Origin of the sequence: Pseudomonas sp. Q1-7, assembly GCF_028010285.1 — a bacterium.
Classification (GTDB): domain Bacteria; phylum Pseudomonadota; class Gammaproteobacteria; order Pseudomonadales; family Pseudomonadaceae; genus Metapseudomonas.
Genome location: NZ_CP116304.1, coordinates 3,325,244 through 3,348,293, shown reverse-complemented (window position 1 = coordinate 3,348,293; position 23,050 = coordinate 3,325,244). Strand labels below are relative to the sequence as shown.

The following is a 23,050-nucleotide window of genomic DNA, read 5'->3' as shown; positions in this document are numbered from 1 at the left end:
GGGCGCCATGGACTAGTTTTTTCTTGACCTGCGCGCCGCGCGCATTGCCGGCCGGCGCAGAGGAGGCACGATGAGTTCCTGGTCGAATTCACCCCCGACCGAAGCCCCGGCCGACCACAAGGAACCGGTCGTCTACGTGGTCGATGACGACGAGTCGATACGGCTCGCCCTCGACGGGCTGCTGCGTTCGATCGGCCTGCGCGTGGAAACCTTCGAATCGTCGCAGCAGTTCCTTGCCTTCCCCCGGCGCGACGTTCCCAGTTGCCTGATCCTCGACGTCCGGCTGCGCGGCGAGAGCGGGCTCGCCCTGCAGGAACAGTTCGAGCAGAGCGGCGTGCGCATGCCCATCGTGTTCATGACCGGGCATGGCGACATTGCCATGACGGTGAAGGCGATGAAGGCCGGGGCCGTCGACTTTCTCGCCAAGCCCTTCCGTGACCAGGACATGCTGGACGCGGTCGCCACGGCCCTGGCGCGGGACGGCGAGCGTCTTGCCGCCGAGCGTTCCAGCGCCGTGCTGCGTGCCGCCTACGACTCGCTGACCAGCCGCGAGCGCGAAGTGATGGGGTTTGTCGTGGCCGGGTTGATGAACAAGCAGATCGCCGCCGAATTGAACCTCAGCGAAGTGACGGTAAAGGTCCATCGCGGGCAAGTGATGAAGAAACTGGCTGCGCGCTCCGTCGCTGACCTGGTGCGCAAATCGGAAACCCTTGGCATCCAGCTGCCGCGCAAATCGTCCTGATCGTGCCGGGGTTGCGCTCCGGCGGTCGGCCGGTGACGGCATCGGGCAGGCACACCACCTCGGATGACCCGACCTCGATGACTGACAGATTGCAGATTGTGTGGGACGACGGTGAGCGTGTCTTCTGCCGCGCGCCGCGCACGGAGGAGGGCGCGGCCCGCGTTCTGGTGGTGCGGCTGGCAGCCGAACAGCCGCCACCGGCCAACCTGGAGCGCCTGGCCCACGAGTTCGGTTTGCGGGATGAACTGGACGACGCCTGGGCGCTGCGTCCGCTGGAACTGCTGCGTCAGGCCGGGCAGACCCTGCTGGTGCTGGCAGACCCCGATGGCGAACCCCTCTCGCGGCTGCTCGGCGCCCCCATGGAAACGGGCGGCTTCCTGCGCCTGGCCGTGGGCATCGCCGGCGCGCTGGGCCAACTGCACCAGCGCGGGCTGGTGCACAAGGACCTCAAGCCCGCCCACATCCTGGTGAACTGCGCCGATGGGCAGACCCGCCTCACCGGCTTCGGCCTCACCTCGCGGCTACCGCGTGAGCGGCAGGCGCCGGAACCGCTGGAAACCATCGCCGGCACGCTTGCCTACATGGCCCCCGAACAGACCGGCCGGATGAACCGTTCCATCGACTCGCGCAGCGATCTCTACGCCCTGGGCGTCACCTTCTACCAGATGCTCACCGGCGTGCTGCCGTTCGTTGCCGCCGATGCCATGGAGTGGGTGCACTGCCATATCGCCCGAAAAGCGGTTCCGCCGGCTGAGCGGGAGGCGGCGGTGCCCCCCGTGATTTCGCGCATCGTCATGAAACTGCTGGCCAAGACGGCCGAGGAGCGTTACCAGACGGCTGCCGGCGTGGAGCATGACTTGAAGCGCTGCCTGGCCGACTGGCAGCGGCAGCGCCGCATCCGGGACTTCCCCCTGGACGAGCGGGGCGCGCCCGACTGGCTGCTGGTGCCCGAGAAGCTGTACGGTCGAGAGCGCGAAGTCGAGGCACTGATGTCCGCCTTCGGCCGCATCGTCAACAGCGGCACGCCGGAGCTGGTACTGGTCTCCGGCTATTCCGGCATCGGCAAATCCTCGGTGGTCAATGAACTGCACAAGGCGCTGGTGGCGCAGCGGGGGCTGTTCGCCTCCGGCAAGTTCGACCAGTACAAGCGCAACATTCCGTACTCGTCGCTGGCCCAGGCGTTCCAGAGCCTGGTGCGAACGCTGCTGGGCAAAAGCGACGCGGAACTGGCGGACTGGCGCGCCGCGCTACTGGATGCGCTGGAGCCCAACGCCAGGCTGCTGACCGAGCTGATTCCCGAGCTCAAGCTCATCGTCGGCGAGCCAGCGCCGGTGGCCGAACTGGAGCCGCAGCAGGCGAAGCGCCGCTTGCTCCTGGTGTTCCGCCGCTTCATCGGCGTGTTCGCCCGCGCGGAGCACCCCCTGGCGCTGTTCCTCGACGACCTGCAGTGGCTCGATGCGGCGACCCTCGACCTCATCGAAGACCTGCTGGGCAGTTCCGACCTCCGCTACCTGATGCTCATCGGTGCCTACCGCGACAACGAAGTGGATGCCACGCACCCGCTGGCCTGCAAACTTCAGGCCATCGGCAGCGCCGGCGGCAGGGTCGAGGCGATCAGGCTCTCGCCGCTGTCCACGGCGCACATCACGCAATTGGTCGCCGAATCGCTCCATTGCGCGCCGGAGCATGTCGAACCGCTGGCGCGGCTCATGCACGACAAGACGGCTGGCAATCCGTTCTTCGTGATCCAGTTCCTGCACGCCCTGGTCGAGGGCGAGCTGCTCAGCTTCGAACGCAACACGGCTCAGTGGCACTGGGACCCCGAACGCATCCATGCCAAGGGCTACACCGACAACGTGGTCGACCTGATGGTGGACAAACTGAGCCGCCTGCCCACCGAGACGCAGCAAGCCTTGCAGCAGTTGGCCTGTCTGGGCAGCGCCGCAAAGGCACAGACGCTGGCGACCGTGCTGGGCAAGCGGCGTTCCCAGGTCCAGGCGCTGCTGTGGGAGGCGATCCGCCAGGAACTGATCGAGCGGCAGGGCGGTGCCTATGCCTTCGTCCACGACCGTATCCATGAAGCGGCCTATTCATTGATTCCCGATGCGTTGCGCGCCGAGGCCCATTTGCGTATCGGGCGGATGCTGGCCGCGCAGCAACCCCAGGACGGCCACGAGGAGGCGATCTTCGAGATCGCCGGGCAGCTCAATCGTGGCGCCGCGCTGATCTCCGGGCGCGAGGAGCGTGAGCGGCTGGCCGAGATCAACTTGCTGGCAGGCCGGCGCGCCAAGGCGTCGACCGCCTATGCCTCGGCGCTCGACTATCTCGTCGCCGGTGCCGAGCTGCTGGACGATGCCTGCTGGAGCGACCGGCATGAGCTGGCTTTCGCGCTGGAACTGGACAGGGCGGAATGCGAATTCCTCACCGGTCGTCTGGTGGACGCCGACGAGCGCCTGCTCTCCCTGGCGAAGCGCGCGACGACGACCGCCGAGCGCGCCCGCGTGGCCTGCCTGCACATGGATGTCTGCCTGCTCCTGGATCAGAGCAGCCGCGCAGTCACGGTCTGCCTCGATTACCTGCGGCATATCGGCATCGAATGGTCGCCCCACCCGGACGACGAGACGGTGCGGGCCGAGTACGAGCGCATCTGGACGGGGCTCGCGGGGCGGTCGATCGAAGCACTCATCGACCTGCCGCTGATGGAGGATGCCGCGACCCTCGCCACCGTCGACGCGCTGATCAAGCTCCTCGCGCCAGCCTTGCACGCGGACCCGAACCTCGCCTGCCTGACGGTCTGCAAGGCGGTCAACCTCAGTATCGAGCACGGCAACGGCGATGCCGCGTGTGTGGCCTATGCGACCATCCCCAGGATCACTGGACGGCGCTTCGGCGACTATGACGCCGGATACCGATTCGGCCAGCTCGCCTGCAAACTCGTCGAGCGGCGCGGCCTCCTGCGTTACGAGGCACGTACCTATCTGTCGTTCTCCATCTTCGTTGCGCGCTGGGTTCAGCCCATACGGACCTGCCTGGACCCGCTGCGCAGTGCGTTCGCCACGGCCAACCGGATTGGCGACCTGCCGTTTGGCGCATTCGCCTGCAACAGCCTCGTGTCGAATCTGCTGTTCGCGGGCGAACGCTTGCCCGAACTGCAGGGCGAGGCCGAGCGGGGGCTGGCCTATGCCCGGAAAATCCGCTTCGGCCTGGTCGTCGGCTTCATCGACAACCAGCTGGCGCTGATCCGCACGTTGCGGGGCCTGACGCCGGTTTTCGGCTGCCTGGATGACGCGCAGTTCAACGAGGCCGAGGCCGAACAGCGGATGGCGAAGATCTCCCTGGTACTCAGTTGCTGGCACTGGGTGCGCAAGTTGCAGGCGCGCTACTTCGCGGGCGACCTCGATGCGGCCCTGGACGCGGCATCGAAGGCGCGGCAGATCCTCTGGGCGTCCCACGCCTTCATCGAGGAGGCCGAGTACTACTTCTACGACGCCCTGGCCAGGGCCGCCCTGTGCGACGCCGCTGCCGACGACGAACGCCGCGAGCACCTGAACGAACTGGCCGCTGATCTGAAGCAGTTGCAGAGCTGGGCGGACCTCTGCCCCGAGAACTTCGCCAGCCGTGCCCTGCTGGTGGAGGCCGAAATCGCTCGACTCGACGGGCAGGTGGTGGAGGCCGAGCTGCTCTATGAGCACGCCATCCACTCCGCGCAGGACAGCGGTTTCGACCACATCGAGGCGCTGGCCAACGAGCTCGCGTCGCGTTTCTACGCATCCCGTGGGCTGGAAAAGATCGCCCGTGTGTACCTGCAGGATGCCCACTACGGCTACCGGCGCTGGGGCGCCGACGGCAAGGTCTGGCAACTGGAGGCGAGGTACCCCTATCTGCGTGCGGAGGAACCCATGCCGGGGCCGACCGCCACCATCGCGGCACCCGTCGAGCGGCTCGACCTGGCCACCGTGCTCAAAGTGTCCCAGGCGGCTTCGGGCGACATCGTCCTGGAACGGCTGATCGACATGGTCATGCGCACGGCCCTCGAACAGGCCGGCGCGGAGCGGGGTTTGTTGGTCCTGTCCGAAGGCGGTGACCACCGGATCGTGGCGGAAACGACCGCCGGCGACGCCTCGACACGGCTGTGCGACGAACCGGTCAGTCCGGCGCGGCTGGCCGAGTCGATCCTCTACCGGGTACTGCGCACTCGCGAAAGCCTCGTGCTCGACGACGCCACGGCCGAGCCGCTCCACGCCGGCGATCCCTACGTCAGCCAGCACCACGCCCGCTCCATCCTCTGCCTGCCGCTGATGAACCAGGCCAAGCTGATCGGCCTGCTCTACCTGGAGAACAACCAAACGGCCCGCGTATTCAGCCCGGCGCGGATCGCCGTGCTCAAGCTGCTGGCTTCGCAGGCGGCGATTTCCCTGGAGAACGCCCGCCTGTACCGGGACGTCGCGGAGCGTGAAGCGAAGATCCGCCGCCTCGTCGAGGCCAACATCATCGGCATCATCGTCTGGAATACCGATGGCGAGATCCTGGAAGCCAACGATGCCTTTCTGGGCATGGTGGGCTATGAGCGGGAGGACCTGGTCTCGGGCCGCGTGCGCTGGTGGGACATTACGCCGCCGGAACAGCGTGACGACAGCGTGCGGGCCCTGGCGGAGGCCATGCAGTCCGGGCGGGTGCAACCCCTCGAGAAGGAGTACATCCGCAAGGATGGGGGGCGCGTGCCGGTCATCTTGGGCCTGGCCACCTTCGAAGCGGGCAGCGAGGAAGGCGTGGCCTTCGTGCTCAACCTCACCGAGCGCAAACAGGCAGAGGAAAAGATTCGCGAGAGCGAGCGCCGATACCGCGAGGTGCAGGCTGAACTGGCCCACGCCAACCGCGTCGCCACCATGGGGCAGTTGGCCGCGTCCATCGCCCACGAAGTCAACCAGCCCATCGCCGCCACGGTGACCAACGCCAATGCCGCGCAGCGCTGGCTGGGTGCCCAGCCGCCCAACGTGGACGAGGTCGGGAAGGTGCTGGCGCGCATCATCAAGGACGCCAATCGGGCGTCGGACGTACTGGGCCGGATTCGTGGCCTGATCAGGAAGGCGCCGCCGCACAAGGAGCCGGTGGACATCAACGCGGCCATCCGCGAAATGATCGACTTCACCCGCGGCCAGGCCACCAAGAGCGGCGTCTCGGTGCGGACACAACTGGCCGCCGGGCTGCCGTGCATCGAAGGCGACCGGGTGGAGCTGCAGCAAGTGCTGCTCAACCTCATCGTCAACGCGCTGGAGGCCATGGGTGGCGTCGATGCGCCGCGACACCTGCACATCGCCACCGCGGAGGACGCTGACGGCAGTGTGCGGGTGACCGTCAGCGACACCGGCCCGGGCTTCGCGACGCCCAGCAGCGAGCAGCTCTTCGCCCCGTTCTACACCACCAAGCCCAGCGGCCTGGGGATGGGGCTGTCGATCTGCCGCTCGATCATCGAAACCCACGGCGGCCGGATGTGGGCCGGCGCCAACCCGCCCCGTGGCGCCGCTGTCCAGTTCACCTTGCCGCCCCACGCGGCCGAAGCGCAGGGCGGAGGAGAGGGGACGGCCTAGCCGGCCGCCATCATTCGATGTCATGCGAAGGGTGGCGAATCGCGCGGGGCAGGAAAGGCCAGTCCATAGGATGGTGCGGGCGGCGTTCCGCTAGAGCGAAGCGAAACCCATCGGCACGTTGTGATGGGTTTCGTCCCTCTACCCATCCTACGTCGGGACTGATTGAGCTGCGTCACCCTACGCGTGAATGAGGTCAGTCGATGGAGCCATGAAGCGCCCAGATGTAGCCGAATGGATCAACCAGAATGCCAAGGGCCATTCCGTCTTCCGACTGGTGGGTTAATGGGTCTCCCAATCTTTGAGACGCCCCCAGCTGAATCGCCCGGCTCATGACGCCATGAAGGTCATCGACCAGAACCGAGAACAGGGTGCTGACTCCGCCGAGTCGCCTGGGGCTGTTAGCCCAGCCGTGCCGCGGCGTTGTTTCAACTCGGGGGTTGACCGAGATGACTCGGAAGACGCCATTGCCTACTCGAATATCCACCGACGCTGGACGAGACGGCTCGACAGAGGGCCAATGCTGAAGTACCTCAGCTCCGAAACCATTTACATAAAAGGCGAGGGCTTCCATAGAGTTCGGGACAAACACGCATAGTCCCACCCAGTACCCTTGTCCCGCTGGTGTACTCGCTGCGATCAGATCACTCGGGGTCAGATCGAAGGCAGAGGCCAGGGCCATTTTCGATTCAGTGGAGCAGACGCCGGTACTCTCTATACGTTGAATCGTACGAACACTGAGACCCGATATGGCTGCCAAGTCGTCTTGCGTCCAGAACCGCCGCTGACGAAGCTGCCTGACCTTGGCCGTGTCGAATGTTGGCTGCATCCTTGACCTCCTTGCTTTTCGGTGACGAGAGAATCGCACAAGAAGCTCTCTGACAGGACGTCAGCGTCACGACAGTCAGTAGGATGGTGCGGGCGGCGTTCCGCTAGAGCGAAGCGAAACCCATCGGCACGTTGTGATGGGTTTCGTCCCTCTACCCATCCTGCGTTCGCGCTGGCGAAAAAAAGCCCGCCATGAAGGCGGGCCACAAGCCGTCCAGCAGTGAAATTCAGTAGGCGTTATCCATGCCGTCGTCGATCTCGATGCCTTGTTCGCGCATGGCCCTGATCAGGCCCGCACGGGTTTCCGGCAGGTTGAGCAGGGAGACCTTGCGGATGGACGCGACTTCGGCCTCGGTGTAGGGCTTGTAGTCGTCCGGCACGCTGTTGCCGGCCATGCCGTCCTTGCGCATCAGCCAGTTGAGCAGGTCGGCCAGTTGGGCGTCGTTCAGCGCCGACTGGGACATGCCCGGTACCCGCACGAGGAACTCGCGGCCGCCGTCCACCTTGAGGAAGTTGCCGACGAAGCCCTTCATCTTCGGCGTGTCGTTGGCCTTTGACCCGGTGCCGTCGCCCAGGTGGCAGCCGGCGCACTGCAGTTGGTAGTTCACCGGGGTGCTGTAGCCGGCCTGGGCGATGGCCTTTTGCGGCGCTTCGTTGCCCGGAGCGTGCTTCTGGTTCGGGTCCGGAATGGCGCGGGCCAGGGCCGGCGGGGCGGCCATAGTGCACAGCAATCCGGCGATCAACAGCAAACGCATGGCAGCCCCCCGGATCAGATCGCGACGCCGCGGATGATGGAAACGGTGCAGTGGTAGATGTGCGACTTGGCCGCCAGGCACCAGTTGACGTCGTTGTTGTTGAACGGACGGTACATCGGTTCTTCGCTGTCGTTGCGGGTGCAGGCGCACTGGGCGCAGCTGTGCTTACCGCAGCAGTCGTTGTAGGAAATGATGTAGTCCTTGCCGTCGGCCGGGTTGCGGCAGGTGCCGATCCAGGTCACCTGGGAAGCCTCGGTGCCCGGCGGGCAGGAGGTCACCGAGCCGCCGCAGCAGCTGCACAGGAAACCGTCGATGGAGCAGTAGCGCCAGTAGTCGCAGCTGTTGGGGTCGCCCGGATCGCCGGCCTTGGGCGCTTCGGCGGCCAGGGCCTTGCTGGTGCGGTCGATGGGCAGCAGCACGGGCAGGGCGGCGCCAGCCACCATCAGCGAGCCGATGCGGCCGAGGAAGTTGCGTCGGGACGTGGTGTCGGCGACGTGGCGCGAGGAGCGTTCGAACAGGCGGTCTAGCAGTTTCATCGGGTGCTCCCTTCCTTAGTGGTTGTGTGCGCCGTTGGCGTGCGGGTGGTTGTGCAGGTACTGCTGCAGGGTGGCGCTGCCCAGGTGCTCGGCCTCGAACAGGCTGTCCAGGTGCTCGCGGGAGTTCACCAGGCCCTTGGAGCGCAGCACGCCGGCCTTGTCGATCAGTGCGGCGTAGGGGAGTTTGCCGATCTGGTAGGTCATGCCCACTTCCGGGCCGACCACGTAGGTGGCGTCTTCCAGCTTGTGTTCGGCGATCAGGGCTTGCTGGGCGTCCATGTCGCCGTCGCTGACGTAGACCACGTCGAGGCGGTCGGCCTGGGTCTTGGCGATGGACTTGATGGCCGGCAGCAGCGATTTGCAGATCGGGCAGGTGGGCGAGAGGAAGAACAGCAGTTGGGCTTTCTCGCCGGCATAGCCGAAGTTCACCGGACGGCCGTTACGGTCGGCGGCGGTGACTTTCGGGGCCGGTTCGTTGACGGCCACACCTTTGTCGACCATCAGTGCACCGGCGGGGGCCAGGCGGCCGTGGAGTACGCCGATCTGGCGAACGAGGCCCATGACGGCGAAGGCCAGGGCGATCAAGAGGCACCAGAGCAGGACGTTGGAAACGATCAGGGCTTCCATAATTCACCTTCCAATGAGTTTGAGCAGACGGGGGCTGTTGGCCATCAGGCCATCGGCGGCGGCATAGATGAGCAGGGCCACGGCGGCGGAGGCGATGACGACGAAGCTGTCGAACAGGCCCAGATCGCGGCTGTGGGGGACGAGGCTGGCGACCAGCGCCAGGCCCACCAGAACGGCGTTGCGTGCCAGCAGCACCGGGCGGATCGGCTGGGCCTGTTCGGGCCCGGCGCAACCGCAGTCGATGTCGCGACGGCCGCGCCACAGGTTGATGGTGATCGCCAGGGCGTAGCCGGCCAGCAGCGCGGCGGCGGCCAGTGCGGCGCCGCTGCGACTGGCGGGCACTAGCAGGGCGAAGGCCACGGCCACTTCGACGAAGGGCAGCAGCCGCGCCACCGGGCGCACCAGGCTACGGGGCAGCAGCTGGTAGTCCTCCACCTGATTGGCGAAGCGCGCCGGCGCACGCAGCTTGTGGGTCGCCGCGCTGGCCAGGATCACCGCGACCGCGAGGGCGGCGGCGATGACAAAGATGGGATCGGGTTGCATGGCTGCACCTCGTCAGTGGCTGAGGACCTGGATCGGCGTTTTGGCGATGGCTTCCATGGTGCCGGTGTGCTTGCCGCTGGTCAGGTCGAAGACTTCCAGGCCGCCGCTGATGTTGGTGCCCAGCAGCAGGGGCTTGTCATCGCTGGTGGCGTGCAGGCTCCAGATCGGGTTCGGCGCTTCCAGGGTGCCGATGCGCTTGTGGGTCTTGAGGTCGAACACCCAGACGATGGGGCTCGGGTCTTCCCACTTCATCGGCTCATGGGCGTCGTGCATCAGCACATAGAGGCGATTCAGCTTGGGCGCGACGGTGATCAGCTGCCAGCCGCCCGGCGCCCAGCCCGCCTTTTTCTCGCTGTCCTGGTCCACCAGTTCCCAGGCCGGGAGGACTTTGGGCTGCTTGCCGGAGAAGTCCACGGCACGCACCGTGCCGGTGGTGGTGACGAAGTAGTAGGTGTCGCCCACGGCGTAGGCACGCTCCACCAGTTTCTCGGCGTTGGGGTCGAAGAAGGCAGTGTGGGTGCGGGCGATTTCCTTGCCCTGGTCGTCAATAGTCACCAGTTGCAGGTTGCCGTCGCCGCACAGGGAGGCGAAGGAGCGCTTGCCGACCGGGTAGTTCAGCACGCAGCCGGGGATGGCGATTTCCGAGGAAACGGCCTGGGCGTTGGTGTCGACCACGGTCACCGAGGTGGACGGGGTGAAGTTGTAGACGTAGACGAAGCGGTCATCCGAGCTGGTGCCCAGGGCGTAGCGCTGGGTCAGGGTTTCGGCGCGCTTGGTGGGGATCAGTACTTCCCAGGAGGGCGACAGGCTGCTGGTGTCCCAGGCGGTCAGCACGTCGGTGCGGATGCCGCGGGTGCCACGGGAGTAGAACAGGTCGGCGGTGTACAGCCGCTTGCCGTCGCGGCTCAGGGTGGAGGGCGCGGCGAAGCCGGTGCTGACCATGCCGAGCATCTTCTTTTTCTCCGGGTCGACCACGGTCACGCGGCCGGCGACGAAGTTCTCGAACTCCACGTCGACGATGTAGGCGCGGTGCGGCTCCGGAGGGAAGGGAAGGGTGGTCTGGCCGATGCCTGGATCGGCCGGCAGCTCGGCGCTGGCGTTGCCCAGGCCGGCGAGCGCGACGCCCAGGGCCAGCGTGGATTGAGCGAGGATCCTGGTTATTCGCATAGGGGCGGCTCCCTGAATTATTGGAATGGATCGCGGGTGCGGGCAAAAATCTGCAGTCCTAGTCTGCCGCCGGACTGCGGCGAGGAACTTGTTGTCCGTGCCAATCCGTTGTGTGCCCGTGCCACAGGTTGAGGTTGGCTGCCAAAGCCCATGGGGGCCGGGGGAAAGCATAGCCCTGCCCGTATCAGGGCCAGGTGCCGCAGGAAATCGAGGGTGGGAGGGGCCGAGGCCGCGTTCAGTGGGCGATCACCCGCGCCAGTTGCCAGGCGGCAAAGCCCAGCAGGACCGCGCCTGCCGAACGGTCGATCCATTGCAGGGTGCGGGTGCCCAGGCGGTGGCGGACGGTGGCCACTCCCAGGCTCAGGGTCAGCCACCAGAGGGCCGAGCCGCAGAACACGCCGAGCACCATCAGCAGGCCGTCGGCCGCGGACAGCGCCGCGCCGCCGGAGAGGGTGGCGAAGATGGCGACGAACGAGAGGATGGTCAGCGGGTTGCTGAGGGTCAGTACGAACACCGAGGCGAAGGCCGGCAGCGCCCGTGCCGGGTCGCCGGCGCTGGCGGCGCGCCGGGGCGGGGTGGCGCGCAGCATTTTCAGGCCCATCCAGGCGAGGAACAGGGCCCCGGCTAGGGCCAGTGGCGTGGCCAGGGTGACGAAGGCGTGGGTGATGGCGCCGATGCCGAAGGCGCCCAGGGCGCCGTAGCAGGCATCCGCCGCCGCCGCGCCCAACCCGCTGATGAAACCGATGCGCGCGCCGTGACCCAGGCTGCGCTGGATGCACAGCAGGCCGATGGGGCCGACGGGGGCGGCGACGGACAGGCCGATCAGGACGGATTTGAGAAACAGCAGGCTTTCCATGCGGCGGGCTCCGGCGGTGGTGGACAGGGTTTACAGTTTGCGCTGCACTGTGCCGGAGTTGAATGCCGGAATTACGGTCGTTCTCGTCGGTTGCCTGAGCAATTAACGAAATATTCAGGGGAGACCTTAAAATCGTGGAGCTGGATGCGAAATCCTGGAAAATCCTGCAAGTGGTGCAGGTAGAAGGCCGGATCTCCCTGACCGACCTGGCGGCGCGGGTGGCGCTGTCCGTGCCGGCCACGTCGGAACGCCTCAAGCGCCTGGAAGAGGCCGGGGTGATCGAGGCCTACCGCGCCACGGTGGCGGCGGAGAAGGCCGGCTACGGCGTGATGGCGCTGATCGGCATGACCACTCCGCAGCCGGACAAGGCGCGGCTGCTCGCCCAGTTGCAGGGGATGCCCGAGGTGCTGGAGTGCCTGCATGTGACCGGACAGGACTCGTTCATCCTGCGCGTGGTGACGCGGGACATCCGCCACCTGGAGCGTTTCGTGGGCAGCATCAATCACTTCGGCGAGACGCGCACCTCCATCGTCATGTCGGCGCCCATCCCGCTGCGTGGGCTGGAACCGCCACGCGAGTGAAGGACCCGGCCCAGGGCGGAAGGCATTAGGCCATCCCGGATGGCGGCCATCTGCCATACGGCCCTCACCGCCCGGCGTGACTTTGTTTAGAATGCTTTCCATTTTGACCGCCCATTCCGGGGCGGTCTCCGCTTGGTAGGTTCTTCATGCTCACGGGCAGCTACGACTACTCCCTCGTTTTCATTTCTCTGCTGGTGGCCATACTGGCCTCCTATACGGCGCTGGACCTGGCCGGGCGGGTCGCCAGCAGCCAGGGGCGTGGCGCGCTGCTGTGGATGGGCGGCGGCGGCATCGCCATGGGCATCGGCATCTGGTCGATGCACTTCATCGGCATGCTCGCCTTCAGCCTGCCCATTCCGCTGGGCTACGACCTGCCGCTGACCCTGCTGTCGCTGCTGATCGCCGTGCTGGTCTCGGGTTTCGCCCTGTGGCTGGTGAGCCAGCCAGAGCAGCCGCTCTGGCAACTGCTTTGCGGCGCCGTGACCATGGGGGCCGGCATCAGTTCGATGCACTACCTGGGCATGCACGCCATGCGCATGGTGCCGGGCATCGACTACGACCCCGGCCTGTTCTATCTGTCCCTGGGCATTGCGGTGGCCGCTTCCGGGGCCGCCCTGTGGATCGCCTTCCGCCTGCGCCACAACACCCCTTACGTGCGCCTGGCGCGGGCCGGCGCGGCGCTGGTGATGGGCGTGGCCATCGTCGGCATGCACTACACCGGCATGGCCGCGGCCAACTTCCCCCTGGGTAGCGTCTGCGCCGCCGCCGTCTCCGGCCTGGACAGCCGCTGGCTGGCCAGCCTGGTGATTGCGGTGACCCTGGCGGTGCTGGCCATCGCTTTGCTGACCTCGGTGCTGGACGCCCGCCTGGAGGCGCGTACCGCCCAGCTCGCCGATTCGTTGGAGCAGGCCAACCAGGAGCTCACCCACCTCGCCCTGCACGACAACCTCACCAAGCTGCCCAACCGCACCCTGCTGGAGGACCGCATCGACCAGGCCATCCACCGGGTCCAGCGCAACGGCGGCTGCTTCGCCCTGCTGTTCATGGACCTCGATGGCTTCAAACCGATCAACGATGCCTTTGGCCACCACGTCGGCGACCTGCTGCTGCGCGAAGTTGCCCAGCGCCTGCGCGGCAACTTGCGCGCCGAGGACACCCTGGCGCGGATCGGCGGCGATGAGTTCGTGCTGTTGGCCAGCCTGGGCGAGCCGAACGACGCGGTGACCTTCGCCAGCCAACTGGTGTCCCTGGTGGGCAGCGCCTTCGAAGTGAGCGGCCAGGTGCTGCGGGTGTCCACCAGCGTCGGCATCGCCCTCTATCCCGGCGATGGCACCACCCGCGAGGAGCTGCTGATGAACGCCGACGCCGCCATGTATCACGCCAAGGGGGCGGGCAAGAACGGCTACAGCTTCTTCGAACAGTCGATGAACACCAATGCGCGCAACCACCTGCAACTGCTGCACGACCTGCGCCAGGCACTGGAAGCCGGGGAACTGGTGCTGCATTACCAGCCCAAGTTCGCCGCCGGCGACCGCTGCCGGGTGATCGGCGCCGAGGCGCTGTTGCGCTGGCAGCACCCACGACGCGGCCTGCTGATGCCGGACGAGTTCATTGAATTGGCGGAGAAGACCGGGCTGATCATCCCCATCGGCAACTGGGTGCTGGACGAAGCCTGTCGGCAAATGAGCCGGTGGTACGCCGAAGGCCGCCACGAGTGGCGGGTTGCGGTCAATCTCTCGGCCCTGCAGTTCTGTCAGGCGGGGCTGGTCGACAGCGTGCGTGCGGCTCTGGAGCGGCACGCCCTGCCGGCCAACTGCCTGACTCTGGAAATCACCGAAACCACCGCCATGCAGGATGCCGATGCGAGCCTGGCGATTCTCCGCCAACTGGCCGGAATGGGCGTGGACCTGTCCATCGACGACTTCGGCACCGGTTATTCCAGCCTGCTGTACCTCAAGCGCCTGCCGGCCAACGAACTGAAGATCGACCGCGGCTTCGTCCGTGACCTGGAACGCGACAGCGACGACGCGGCGATCATTTCCGCCATCGTCGCCCTGGGCCAGGCCCTGAACCTGCGCATCGTCGCAGAAGGGGTGGAAACCGAGTCCCAGCAGGCCTTCCTCACCGGCCTGGGCTGCGATTCCCTGCAGGGCTTCCTGTTCGGCAGGCCGGTGCCGGCCGACCAGTTCATGGCCAGGGCCGAGGCGCTGGCGTAGCGGCGGTTGGCCTGGCCGTGTCAGCGATAGAGGCCGTCACGCCGTCTAGAATGGGGCTTTCAGGTTTCCGTACGGGCTGACCCGGCCCGCCCTGATCGCTGCGCGCTCAGTCGTCCACTGGCGAGCGAGAAAGGCTCTCGCCTGGGAGGGCGTTTCAGCAACTCGCAATGCGGACATGACCCTTGAAATCGCCCCCGCAAGGATTCGCGATCCATACTTGAGGTCGAACCCAGTCGCAGGGGGAAGATCGTCATGAGTCCGCAGGTGCAGGCCTTCTTCGACCCGGCCACCTGTTCCTACAGCTACCTCGTCCGCGACCCGGCCAGCCGCCGCTGCGCGATCATCGACCCGGTGCTGGATTACTGTGCCGCCAGTGGCCGCATCTCTCACGCCGGTGCCGGACGAATCGTCGAGCGGGTACGCGAACAGGGCCTGGAGGTCGACTGGCTGCTGGAAACCCATGTCCATGCCGACCACCTCTCGGCGGCGGCCTGGCTCAGGCGCGAGCTGGGGGGGCGGCTGGCCATCGGCGGCCATATCACCGAGGTACAGCGGCGCTTCGGCGCGTTGTTCAATGCCGGTGAGGGCTTCGCCACCGACGGCCGCCAGTTCGACCGGCTGCTGCAGGACGGCGACCGACTGGCTATCGGCAACCTCGAACTGCGGGCCATCCACACGCCGGGCCACACCCCGGCCTGCATGACCTACCTGGTGGGAGACGCGGCCTTCATCGGCGACACCCTGTTCATGCCCGACTACGGCACGGCCCGCTGCGACTTTCCCGGCGGCGATGCCCGTGCGCTGTACCGCTCCATTCGTCGCCTGTTCCAGCTGCCGGACGCGACCCGGCTGTTCCTCTGTCACGACTACAAGGCGCCCGGGCGTGACCAGTACTGCTGCGAAACCACGGTGGTCGAAGAGCGCACCGGCAATGTCCACGCTCACCAGGGCATCGACGAAAACGCTTTCGTCGCCATGCGCACCGCCCGCGATGCTACCCTGGCGATGCCGGCGCTGATCCTGCCGGCGGTGCAGGTGAACATGCGCGCCGGGCAACTGCCGCCGGCCGAAGGCAATGGCATCCGCTACCTGAAGATTCCCCTCGATAGCCTCTGAGACCCCCACGATGGACGAAGACCTCGACCTCCACGAGCCCGAGCACGATCACCTGCTCGACAATGACGACGACCTGGACGACGGGTACTTCGATGATGAGGACGCCGATCCGCTCGACGCTGTGGAAGGGGCGTGCGACTACTGTGGCGAGCCGACCGACAGGACTGACCGGCGCGGCCAGTTCGTCTGTGCGGATTGCGCGGAATTCGACTGAACTCAGGCGAAATGCTCGCCCTGGTCGAGCACGGCCAGGGCCCATTCCTCCTGCCCCGGCTCCACCAGCGCCGCCGCGCGCCAGGTGCGGACCCGGCCGACGTCGACATGGATGAAGCCTTTTGAGGGATAGAAGCCCACGCCGCCAGCACCTATGGCGCGCACCAGCCTGCCCAGCCGCTCGACGCTGACGCCGGGGATGCGGATATCGGCCGCCATGCCGCGAATGTGCAGGGATTGGCGGGCGGCGCCTTCCAGGCTGGCATTGTGCTGCGGGGTGCGGTAGCCGCTGTTGATGAGGATGCGCGTGGGCAGCTTGTTGATGCGCAGCCAGGCCTGGATGAGGAACAGCAGGTCGAGCAGTTTGACGCTGATCTTCACCGTGCTCTTGTACTTCACGTCCCGCAGGATGCGGCAGCCCTGGCGATAGCCTTCGAGGTCCCAGCCCTTGCCCTTGCGGAAATAGCAGAAGGTGACGACCTCGCCGGCCGCCGGGCGCTCCAGGCGCAGGTGGCGGTCGCGGTTGAGCAGGCGGGCGTGGAGGTTGCGCGGCCGCAGGGTGACTTCGATCCGGCTGGCCAGGGCTTCGCCCGCGACCAGGGCGGCACCCAGGGCGACGAACGCCTTGAGCACCTGGCGGCGGGATAATCCGGGGGAAGACGCAGCCATGCTTGACCGCTCGCGGAGAAACCGGGGGTTCCGACTATACACCCGGCGCTGAAATGGGCAGTAGATTCCGCCAGCAGCGTTGAATGACGGTCATGCTGCGCTGTTCAGCCCGCTCCCACTTGTGGGAAAGGGCACCAGATGTCCTTGAAACGGGCCACCGGCGGAAAGGGTCGGGTTCGATCAGTCAGCCGTCGGTCTTTTCCAGGCGACGGGCGATCTGTTCCAGCAGGATCAGGTCCTGCTCGACGAGGCGGCCTTCGCTGGCTGCGAGGGTGAGACGCTCGAGCACCTGGCGCGAGCGCGGGCTGAGCACGTTTTCGGCGGTATAGCGGCCATCCTGGGATTCAGCAATCTGCATGGTGGAACCGAACAGGTCGTTGACTGATACCTCCAGCGCCTTGGCGATTCGCCTGAGGTCCTCGAACGAGGGCTCACGGGTATCCCGCTCGTAGTTGCCGATGCGGGACTGCGATTCCCACCCACACTCGTTGGCCAAGGCCTGCTGAGAGAGTCCTTTCTGTTTTCTGTAGTGCGCAATGCGCGATCCAAGCGTATTCATGCCGCGAATCTTAATGACGGAATGAATCGTCCTTGGTTCACTTATCGTGTTTGTATAGTATGCGAAACGTGTTTATCTTGAGCCCTGAATCACGATTTGCCAAGGGCGTTCAAGGATGAAGAGGAAAACCGGCAGCACAGTCGGGACGTCGCCACCAGGGGGATTGCCTCCCGGCGGCGCCTGCCGAAGGTGCGAAGGGCCCGGCGCCGTCAGTCGTGAGACGGCGTCGCGTGTCATGCCAGGGGGGCTCGCTTGGCGAGAGCCCTGGCCGACCGGCCCTCCTGCGTGATGCCGCTGCACTGTCTCTGGTGAGCCCCCTGTCCGCGCGAGCGGACAGGGGGCTTTGCGTTCAGCCCGGGCGGAAGCGATTGACCTCGGTCTGCAGCTCGCCGCCGGCCGCGCGAGGTCGAGGCTGGCGGCCGAGGTTTGCACGGTGGCGTGAGACAGGCACTGAATGCCGCTGCTGAGGCGCTTGAGCAGGCCGCGCAGGCGTTCGGTCATGTCCTGCATCGCCTGCATCAGTTGGCCGAGTTTGTCCTTGCGCCTGCTGCGGATGTCGATGCCGCCAGTTGGCGGACGGCCATCGCTGAGGGGGATAGCCATTATCGAGGCGACTGATTTCTATTGCCCGGGGTGGGTCGATAGTCTGGGCCCCATCGAAACGACGGAGGTGAGGCCATGTCCCACGTAGACGTCATGTCCCTGGTCGGCAGTGCAGTTCCGGAAACGCTCCGGGCCGATGGCTACATCGCATGCTGGTTCGTCGTCGTGGACGGCGTGATGCGCGCAGGGCCTTTCACCTCACGCGACGCGGCCGGCGCCAGCCAGGCGATCTGGCAGTTGGAACTGGCCCGCCGCCAGGGTGACGGTTGCAGCCTGCTGGCCTGAGTCCGTCGTTCCCCACCACCTTCTTGTCCCAATGCTCCCCTTGGCCCGCCTTCATGGCGGGCATTTTGTTCGTGGGCCGGGCGTCTTGGTTAAACTGCGGTTTTTTCCGGGAAACCGCATTGTGAAGTGGGACATCTTCTGCAACGTCGTCGACAACTTTGGCGATATCGGCGTGACCTGGCGCCTGGCTCGCCAACTGGTGGCCGAACACGGCCAGGCGGTGCGCCTTTGGGTAGACGAGCCCGCGGTGTTCGCGCCGCTCTGCCCCCAGGCCGATCCCGAGGCGGAAAGCCAGCGGCGGCAGGGAGTGGAAATCCGCCACTGGCGGCGCGACTGGCAGCCGGTGGCGCCAGCGGATGTGGTGATCGAGGCTTTCGCCTGCCAGTTGCCCGGCCCCTATCTGCAAGCCATGGCCGAGCGCGCGGACACGCCGCGCTGGCTGAACCTGGAATACCTCAGTGCCGAGGATTGGGTCGTCGGCTGCCACGGTCTGCCGTCCTTCCAGCCCGGTGGCTTGCAGAAGACTTTCTATTTCCCCGGTTTTACCGAGGGCACCGGCGGCCTGCTGCGGGAAACCGCCCTGGTGGCGCGCCGCCAGGCCTTCCAGGCCGATCCCGAGGCGCGCCGCGCCTTTCTCGGGGAGCTGGGTGTGGCGCTGGAAGCGGACGCCCTGCTGATTTCCCTCTTTGCCTACGAGAATGCCGGGCTGGCGGGCTGGCTGGATGCGCTGGCGGCCGGTGACCGGGCGGTTCAACTGCTGGTGCCGGTCGGCCGCGTACTGACGGACCTGGCCCATTGGTTGGGTGAGGACACGCCAGCGGCAGGTGCCCGATTCCGCCGCGGCCGCCTGTCGATTGCCGTGCTGCCCTTCGTCAGCCAGGAGGATTATGACCGTGTCCTCTGGAGCTGCGATTTCAACGCGGTGCGCGGTGAGGATTCCTTCGTCAGGGCGCAATGGGCCGGACGGCCGCTGCTCTGGCACATCTACCAGCAGGAAGAGGACGCCCACTGGGACAAGCTCGAGGCGTTCCTCGGGCTTTATGGCCGCGACCTGTCCCCGTCCGCGGCGGCCGCGCTGAGTGATAGCTGGCGGGCTTGGAACCGGGGCGAAGGCATGGGCGTGGCGTGGAACGCCCTGCTGGCGGAGTGGCCGGAACTGCAACGCCACGCCGAGCGCTGGTGCGCGGCACAGGCTGCGCGAACCGACCTCGCAACGGGTCTGGTGCAGTTTTGTACAAAACCGCTATGATACGCGGCCAGTTTTTTGTCACCCATCCACATCGGATATTCGTATGAAAACCGCTCAAGAGTTCCGCGCCGGCCAAGTTGCCAACATCAATGGCGCTCCCTGGGTCATCCAGAAGGCCGAGTTCAACAAATCCGGCCGTAACAGTGCTGTCGTCAAGATGAAGCTGAAGAACCTGCTGACCGGTGCCGGCACCGAGACCGTGTTCAAGGCCGACGACAAGCTGGAGCCGATCATCCTCGAACGCAAGGAAGTGACCTACTCCTACTTCGCTGATCCGCTCTACGTCTTCATGGACACCGAGTTCAACCAGTACGAGATCGAGAAAGCCGACCTGGAAGGCGTCCTGACCTTCATCGAAGACGGCATGACCGACGTCTGCGAAGCCGTGTTCTACAACGATCGCGTGATCTCCGTCGAACTGCCGACCACCATCGTTCGCCAGATCGCCTACACCGAGCCGGCTGTTCGTGGCGACACCTCCGGCAAGGTGATGAAAGTGGCCCGCCTGAACAACGGCGCTGAGCTGCAGGTATCCGCCTTCTGCGAAATCGGTGACTCCATCGAGATCGACACCCGTACCGGCGAGTACAAGTCCCGCGTCAAGGCCTAAGCTTTCAGCGAGACAAGAAAAAGCCCGGCAATGCCGGGCTTTTTCGTTTCTGCGACGCTTACTTCAGGTGCTCCTTGATCGCTTCGCCGGCCTGCTGCATGGCGGCGCGGGTACCCGGAACCTTGGCCAGTACGTTGAGCAGGCCGAAGTCGTGGATCATCCCGTTGTAGCGCACGGCGGTCACTTCCACGCCGGCGGCATCCAGCTTGCGGGCGTAGGCCTCGCCTTCGTCACGCAGCACATCGAACTCGGCGGTCTGCACCAGCGCCGGCGGCAGGCCTTTCAGTTGCTCGGTCGACGCTTGCAGCGGCGAGGCGTAGATCTCCGCACGCTGGCGCGGGTCGGTGGTGTAGCTGTCCCAGAACCACTTCATCATGTTGCGGGTCAGGAAGTGGCCGTCCGCGAACTGGTTGTAGGACGCATTGTTGAAGCTGGAGTCGGTCACCGGCCAGAGCAGCGCCTGGAAGCGGATCTTCGGCGTGCCCTTGTCCTTGGCCATCAGGCTGACCACCGCGGCCATGTTGCCGCCGACGCTGTTGCCGGCCACCGCCAGGCGGTTGCCATCCACGCCGATTTCCTTGCCATGTTCGGCGACCCACTGGGTCGCGGCGTAGGCCTGGTTGATGGCGGTGGGGTACTTGGCCTCGGGGGAGGGCGTGTAGTTGACGTAGACCGCCACCGCGCCGGAGTTGGCCACCAGGTCACGGATCAGGCGCTCATGGGTGGGGTAGTCGCCCAGCACCCAGCCGCCGCCGTGGAAGAACATGAAGACCGGCAGGGTGCCTTTCACGCCAGCGGGGCGGACGATGGTCAGGTCGATCTTCCGGCCGTCGGCCTCGATGGTCTTCTGGCTCACGTCGGCTTTCGGCAGCTCCAGCTGCACGCTGGCCTGGGCGCCCACCAGTACCGCGCGGGCATCTTTCGGGGCCAGGGTTTCCAGGGGCTTGCCACCCCCGGCGGCCAGGGCTTCGAGGAAGGCCTGGGTGTTGCGTTCCACGCCCGGGCTGCCAGCGGCGAAGGCGTGGCCGACGGACAGGGCGAGCAGGCTGGCGGCGGCGAAGGTGCTGATGGATTTCATGGCGGGTTCCTCTCTCTGACTGGTTTGTCTTCTAAAAGTTTGCGCGCTAAGTAAGTGCGTGAGGCAGAAGTTAATCTCGATTTATTTAGTGCGCAATATATTTTTTGGAAGAGTTTGGAATAACCGCCTGACTATTTTGGAATAAGGCCGTCAGACGACCTTTCCCAGACTCCCGCGCAACGCGACCAGCTCGTCTCGAAGGCTGCCCAGGTCCTCGGCCGAGCGTTCGGTCGCGGCCAGGATGCACGCCGGCACTGACTTGGCCTTTTCCTGCAAGGCCCGGCCTGCTTCGGTCAGGCGCAGTTCCACCACGCGTTCGTCCTTGCTGCTGCGGGTGCGGGTGATCAGGCCTTCGGCTTCCAGGCGCTTGAGCAGCGGGGTGACCGAGCCGGGGTCGGTGAGCAGGCGATTGCTGATCTCGCCCACGGTGATGCCGTCGCTTTCCCAGAGCACCATCATGGCCAGGTACTGCGGGTAGGTCAGGCCCAGCTCCTGGAGCAGCGGCTTGTAGACCTTGGTCATCATCAGGGAGGTGGAATAGAGGGCGAAGCAGAATTGGTTGTCGAGCATCAGCTCCTTGCAGGGGGGGGTAGACATGATCGGACTCCAGAAACAGGGAAGGAACGGTGACCAATTTAGCGCGCAAGCCTTTCGTGGGCAAAATTCATTCTTTCCATCGCCTACCCGGGCGTTCTTGCAGAGTGCCGACCAGCCGCCACAATTGCCCGGTCAACTTCAGCAAGGACTGCATCATGGACAACCTGCAAAACCCCTATCAGGCCCCGCAGGCGGAACTTCGGCTCGACAGCGCCGCCGAACCCCTGCTGGCTTCCCGCTGGACGCGCCTCGGCGCGGCGCTGATCGACGGCCTGATCATGAGCCTGGCGACCGTACCGGTGGCGTATTTCTCCGGCACCTTCGCCGCCGCCCAGCAGGGTATCGAGCCGAGCCTTGGCCAGCAGTTGCTGAGCCTGGTGGTGGGCGTGGCGGTATTCCTGCTGGTCAACGGCCATTTCCTCAAGACCTACGGCCAGACCCTGGGCAAACGGTTGCTGAAGATCGCCATCGTCAACCTTGACGGCCAGGTACCGGAGTTGGGCGGCCTGCTGCTCAAGCGCTACATGGTCTGGTGGCTGCTGGCCTATGTGCCGCTCGTGGGCGTGTGGCTGGTGCTGGTGGATTACCTGTTCATCTTCCGTGGCGACCGCCGCTGTCTGCATGACTTGCTGGCCGGCACCCGTGTGGTGCGGTTGCCGCGCTGATCAGGCCCGGCCCAGGCCGGCCAGGGCGAGGTCCCAGGGCGGCACCGGGCCGAAGCGATTCTTCAGGAACTCCAGCAACAGGCGGCTTCGCGAGCTGGCTTCCCCCTCCAGGCGCAACGCATGGATACCGCTGGGCTCCGGTGCCGGCAGCCCGGCTTCGCAGAACAGCGGTACCAGCTCGCCGCGTACCAGGTAGTCGCTGACCAGCCAGGTCGGCAGGTGGGCGATGCCAAGTCCGGCCAGGGCGCTGATGACCAGGGCCTCGGCGTTGTTCGCGGTCATCCGCATGCGCCCGGGGCGGATCAGTTGCAACTTGCCGTCCATTTCGAAGCGCCAGGCATAGGGCGGCGCCAGGGCGTCCCAGTCCAGCCCGTCGTGTGCCGGCAGCTCGCTCGGGTTGCGGGGTACGCCGCGTCGGCGCAGGTACTCCGGACTGGCGCAGAGCACCCGCACCATGGGCGCCAGCGGGGTGGCCACCAGGCGCGTATCGGCCAGTGGGCCGATGCGCAGCACCAGGTCCACCTGACCGAGGTTCTCGCCCTGCAGGTCGACGAAACTGTCGATCAGCCGCAGTTGCACGTCGAGGCCGGCATAGGTGGCCAGGAACTCCGCAATGGCCGGGGCCAAGTGACGACGTCCGAATGGCGCGGGGGCATCGATGCGGATCAAGCCCTCCGGCGCGCTGCTCAGGGAGACCGCTTCGGCTCGGGCCAGGCGCAGTTCCGCCAGCACCCGCTTTGCCCGTTCGGCAAAGGCCAGTCCGGCCGGAGTGGCCTTCACCGCATGGGTGCTGCGCACGAACAGGTGGCTGCCCAGGGCGCGCTCCAGGGTATCGATGCGCCGCGCCACGGCCGAGGGGGTGAGCGGGTGGCGGCGGGCGGCGGCGGAAAAGCTGCCGGCTTCGAGCACGTCGAGGAAGAGGGCCAGTTGTTCGGTCAAGGTATCGGGATTCATCGGCTTGCCTGTGCGA

Annotated in this window: 23 protein-coding genes; 11 read left to right on the top strand and 12 right to left on the bottom strand. The window is 66.1% G+C overall.

Features of this window, described 5'->3' with window-relative positions; genetic code table 11:
- Positions 1 to 70: 70 nt before the first annotated feature.
- Positions 71 to 742, top strand: coding sequence for a response regulator transcription factor (locus tag PJW05_RS15470; protein ID WP_271407892.1), 672 nt, complete (start codon positions 71 to 73; stop codon positions 740 to 742).
- A gap of 89 nt (positions 743 to 831) precedes the next feature.
- Complete coding sequence (locus PJW05_RS15465; RefSeq protein WP_271412232.1) at positions 832 to 6,330, top strand: AAA family ATPase; 5,499 nt, start codon at positions 832 to 834, stop codon at positions 6,328 to 6,330.
- 193 nt (positions 6,331 to 6,523) lie between these two features.
- On the opposite strand, the gene PJW05_RS15460 is transcribed toward PJW05_RS15465, so the two are convergent.
- The 7 genes from PJW05_RS15460 to PJW05_RS15430 form a co-directional block, all read right to left on the bottom strand.
- Positions 6,524 to 7,156 (bottom strand): helix-turn-helix domain-containing protein, encoded by a 633-nt coding sequence (locus tag PJW05_RS15460; RefSeq protein ID WP_271407891.1) that lies wholly within the window; start codon positions 7,154 to 7,156, stop codon positions 6,524 to 6,526.
- Between the two features lie 226 nt (positions 7,157 to 7,382).
- Positions 7,383 to 7,910, bottom strand: coding sequence for a cytochrome C (locus PJW05_RS15455; protein ID WP_271407890.1), 528 nt, complete (start codon positions 7,908 to 7,910; stop codon positions 7,383 to 7,385).
- A gap of 14 nt (positions 7,911 to 7,924) precedes the next feature.
- Positions 7,925 to 8,446, bottom strand: coding sequence for a methylamine dehydrogenase light chain (locus tag PJW05_RS15450; RefSeq protein ID WP_271407889.1), 522 nt, complete (start codon positions 8,444 to 8,446; stop codon positions 7,925 to 7,927).
- 15 nt (positions 8,447 to 8,461) lie between these two features.
- Complete coding sequence (mauD, locus tag PJW05_RS15445) at positions 8,462 to 9,073, bottom strand: methylamine dehydrogenase accessory protein MauD (protein ID WP_271407888.1); 612 nt, start codon at positions 9,071 to 9,073, stop codon at positions 8,462 to 8,464.
- Positions 9,074 to 9,076: 3 nt separating this feature from the next.
- The gene (locus tag PJW05_RS15440; protein WP_271407887.1) at positions 9,077 to 9,616 is read right to left on the bottom strand and encodes a MauE/DoxX family redox-associated membrane protein; all 540 of its coding nucleotides are present in this window, start codon (positions 9,614 to 9,616) and stop codon (positions 9,077 to 9,079) included.
- A 12-nt stretch (positions 9,617 to 9,628) separates the two neighbouring features.
- Positions 9,629 to 10,783 (bottom strand): amine dehydrogenase large subunit, encoded by a 1,155-nt coding sequence (locus PJW05_RS15435; protein ID WP_271407886.1) that lies wholly within the window; start codon positions 10,781 to 10,783, stop codon positions 9,629 to 9,631.
- 235 nt (positions 10,784 to 11,018) lie between these two features.
- Positions 11,019 to 11,639, bottom strand: a complete 621-nt coding sequence (locus PJW05_RS15430) for a LysE family translocator (RefSeq protein ID WP_271407885.1) — start codon at positions 11,637 to 11,639, stop codon at positions 11,019 to 11,021.
- 134 nt (positions 11,640 to 11,773) lie between these two features.
- Here PJW05_RS15430 and PJW05_RS15425 point away from each other — a divergent pair, with 134 nt between their 5' ends.
- The 4 genes from PJW05_RS15425 to PJW05_RS15410 all read left to right on the top strand — a co-directional run bounded on the left by PJW05_RS15425 (position 11,774) and on the right by PJW05_RS15410 (position 15,766).
- Positions 11,774 to 12,220 carry an Lrp/AsnC family transcriptional regulator gene (locus PJW05_RS15425; protein WP_271407884.1) on the top strand — a complete coding sequence of 149 codons (447 nt, stop codon included), beginning with the start codon at positions 11,774 to 11,776 and terminating at the stop codon, positions 12,218 to 12,220.
- Positions 12,221 to 12,366: 146 nt separating this feature from the next.
- Entirely contained in the window at positions 12,367 to 14,436 is a 2,070-nt protein-coding gene (locus tag PJW05_RS15420; RefSeq protein ID WP_271407883.1) for a putative bifunctional diguanylate cyclase/phosphodiesterase, read from the top strand.
- Positions 14,437 to 14,688: 252 nt separating this feature from the next.
- Positions 14,689 to 15,552, top strand: a complete 864-nt coding sequence (locus PJW05_RS15415) for an MBL fold metallo-hydrolase (protein ID WP_271407882.1) — start codon at positions 14,689 to 14,691, stop codon at positions 15,550 to 15,552.
- Positions 15,553 to 15,562: 10 nt separating this feature from the next.
- A complete protein-coding gene (locus PJW05_RS15410) occupies positions 15,563 to 15,766 on the top strand; it encodes a hypothetical protein (RefSeq protein ID WP_271407881.1) in 204 nt (67 codons plus the stop codon).
- A 2-nt stretch (positions 15,767 to 15,768) separates the two neighbouring features.
- Here the strand turns inward: PJW05_RS15410 and PJW05_RS15405 are convergent, their stop codons facing one another.
- On the bottom strand, positions 15,769 to 16,434 hold the full coding sequence (locus PJW05_RS15405; RefSeq protein WP_271407880.1) for a YcbK family protein: 666 nt from the start codon (positions 16,432 to 16,434) through the stop codon (positions 15,769 to 15,771).
- Positions 16,435 to 16,618: 184 nt separating this feature from the next.
- Positions 16,619 to 16,993 (bottom strand): helix-turn-helix domain-containing protein, encoded by a 375-nt coding sequence (locus tag PJW05_RS15400; protein WP_271407879.1) that lies wholly within the window; start codon positions 16,991 to 16,993, stop codon positions 16,619 to 16,621.
- A gap of 438 nt (positions 16,994 to 17,431) precedes the next feature.
- Between PJW05_RS15400 and PJW05_RS15395 the strand changes: the two genes are divergently transcribed.
- From PJW05_RS15395 to efp, 4 genes are all read left to right on the top strand, one after another.
- Positions 17,432 to 17,611: a hypothetical protein gene (locus tag PJW05_RS15395; protein WP_271407878.1), complete on the top strand. Its 180-nt coding sequence runs from the start codon at positions 17,432 to 17,434 to the stop codon at positions 17,609 to 17,611.
- 60 nt (positions 17,612 to 17,671) lie between these two features.
- On the top strand, positions 17,672 to 17,881 hold the full coding sequence (locus tag PJW05_RS15390) for a hypothetical protein (protein ID WP_271407877.1): 210 nt from the start codon (positions 17,672 to 17,674) through the stop codon (positions 17,879 to 17,881).
- 118 nt (positions 17,882 to 17,999) lie between these two features.
- A complete protein-coding gene (gene earP / locus PJW05_RS15385) occupies positions 18,000 to 19,130 on the top strand; it encodes an elongation factor P maturation arginine rhamnosyltransferase EarP (RefSeq protein ID WP_271412231.1) in 1,131 nt (376 codons plus the stop codon).
- A 43-nt stretch (positions 19,131 to 19,173) separates the two neighbouring features.
- Entirely contained in the window at positions 19,174 to 19,740 is a 567-nt protein-coding gene (gene efp / locus PJW05_RS15380) for an elongation factor P (protein WP_044875372.1), read from the top strand.
- Between the two features lie 58 nt (positions 19,741 to 19,798).
- On the opposite strand, the gene PJW05_RS15375 is transcribed toward efp, so the two are convergent.
- Both PJW05_RS15375 and PJW05_RS15370 read right to left on the bottom strand, forming a co-directional pair.
- Positions 19,799 to 20,818 (bottom strand): alpha/beta hydrolase, encoded by a 1,020-nt coding sequence (locus PJW05_RS15375; protein WP_271407876.1) that lies wholly within the window; start codon positions 20,816 to 20,818, stop codon positions 19,799 to 19,801.
- A 150-nt stretch (positions 20,819 to 20,968) separates the two neighbouring features.
- Complete coding sequence (locus PJW05_RS15370; protein WP_271407875.1) at positions 20,969 to 21,415, bottom strand: MarR family winged helix-turn-helix transcriptional regulator; 447 nt, start codon at positions 21,413 to 21,415, stop codon at positions 20,969 to 20,971.
- Positions 21,416 to 21,570: 155 nt separating this feature from the next.
- On the opposite strand from PJW05_RS15370, the gene PJW05_RS15365 reads away from it, so the two are divergent.
- Positions 21,571 to 22,080: an RDD family protein gene (locus tag PJW05_RS15365; protein WP_271407874.1), complete on the top strand. Its 510-nt coding sequence runs from the start codon at positions 21,571 to 21,573 to the stop codon at positions 22,078 to 22,080.
- Here PJW05_RS15365 and PJW05_RS15360 read toward each other — a convergent pair whose 3' ends face one another.
- Positions 22,081 to 23,034 carry a LysR family transcriptional regulator gene (locus tag PJW05_RS15360; RefSeq protein WP_271407873.1) on the bottom strand — a complete coding sequence of 318 codons (954 nt, stop codon included), beginning with the start codon at positions 23,032 to 23,034 and terminating at the stop codon, positions 22,081 to 22,083.
- Between the last annotated feature and the right edge of the window lie 16 nt (positions 23,035 to 23,050).